2 protein-coding genes are annotated in these 1,565 nt (G+C 64.5%); both read right to left on the bottom strand.

The window, feature by feature from the left end; translation table 11 throughout:
- A partial coding sequence (locus ACT6QU_RS19395) for a cbb3-type cytochrome c oxidase subunit I (RefSeq protein ID WP_444837019.1) occupies nt 1–1,163 on the bottom strand: 1,163 nt, incomplete at its 3' end.
- Nucleotides 1,160–1,565: c-type cytochrome (locus ACT6QU_RS19390; RefSeq protein WP_444837018.1), on the bottom strand; the 406-nt coding region annotated here is incomplete at its 5' end. The genes ACT6QU_RS19395 and ACT6QU_RS19390, both read right to left, overlap by 4 nt.

The following is a 1,565-nucleotide window of genomic DNA, read 5'->3' as shown; positions in this document are numbered from 1 at the left end:
CCCGTCAGACCCCCCGTCACGAAAATGACGATGCTGCCCATCACGAAGAGGCCGGGCGCATTGAACTTCGGCTTGCCGATCGCGAGCGTCGCGATCCACGAGAAGACCTGGATGCCCGCCGGCACGCTGACCGCCATCGAGGCGGCCGAGAAGAAGCCCGTCGTCATCGGCGGCATGCCGGTGGTGAACATATGATGCGCCCACACGCCGAAACTGATGAAGCCCGTCGCGATCATCGCAAGCACGATGAGCCGGTAGCCGACGAGCCTCTCGCCCGCGACGGTCGCGACGATCATGCTCATCATCCCGGCGGCGGGCAGGAAGATGATATAGTCCTCGGGGTGGCCGAAAAACCAGAAGAGATGCTGCCAGAGCAAGGGGTCTCCGCCGCGCGTCGCGTCGAAGAAGGGCCAGCCGAACGCGCGCTCGATCTCGAGCAGCAAGGTGCCGAGAATGATGCTCGGAAAGGCGATCACGATCATCACTGCGAAGACGAGCATCGCCCAGGCGAAGATCGGCATCCTGTCGAGGCGCATGCCGGGCGCGCGCGTCCGCAGCACGCCGACGATGATCTCGATCGCCCCCGCGATCGCGCTGATCTCGATGAAGCCGATGCCGAGCAGCCAGAAGTCGGTGTTGATTCCCGGCGAATAGGCCTTGGACGTGAGCGGCGGATACATGAACCAGCCGCCGTCGGGCGCGAGCCCGACGAAGATCGAAGCGAAAAAACAAAGTCCGCCGACGGCATAGGCCCAGAAGGCATAGGCGGACAGCCGCGGGAACGGCAGATCGCGCGCCGCGAGCATCTGCGGGAGCAGGAGCACGCCTGCCGCCTCGACCGCGGGCACCGCGAAGAGGAACATCATCACCGTGCCGTGCATGGTGAAAACCTGATTATAGGTGCCCTGCGGCAGGATCTCGAGCATCGGCGCGGCGAGTTGCGCACGCATGAGCAGCGCGAGCACCCCCGCCATCAGGAAAAAGAGAAAGGCGGTTCCGAGATAATAGATGCCGATATAATTATTGTTGACCGCGAACAGATATTCCCAGCCCTTGGGCTTGCACCAGATACGGCGGAGGTCCTCTTCCTCTTCCCTCGGTCGCTCGTCCCGGGTCGGGAAGCGGTCATAGAGCGCGGGATCGAAGCCCGTTTCCGATCTCATTTGAGCGAGACCAGATAGGCGGTGAGCGCCTGCAGTTCCTCGCCGCTGAACTGGTGATAGGCGGGCATACGGTTCGCGGGCTTGATCGCCTGGCTGTCGGCGACCCAGCCCGCCATCGTCCCCGGATTATTGGGCAATATGCCCGCGCCCAGCGTCTTGCGCGAGCCGACATGCGTCAGATCGGGACCGGCAAGCCCCCGCGCCGGCGTGCCGCGGATCGTGTGACAGGCAGCGCATCCGCTCGACAGAAAAAGCGCAAGCCCCTCGCCGCCGGCGCCTTGCGACGGGAGCCGCGAAGCCTGCCACCGCGCAAAGTCCGCCGGGGTGTGGGCCACCACCACGAACCCCATCAGCGCGTGCGGACCGCCGCAATATTCGGCGCATTGCCCCTTGTAGATACCC

This window comes from Aliihoeflea sp., assembly GCF_052435475.1.
In the GTDB taxonomy this organism is placed as follows: Bacteria; Pseudomonadota; Alphaproteobacteria; order Rhizobiales; family Rhizobiaceae; genus Aliihoeflea.
Note: the sequence above shows the minus strand (reverse complement) of the source record. Positions and strands in the feature narration are given on the sequence as shown.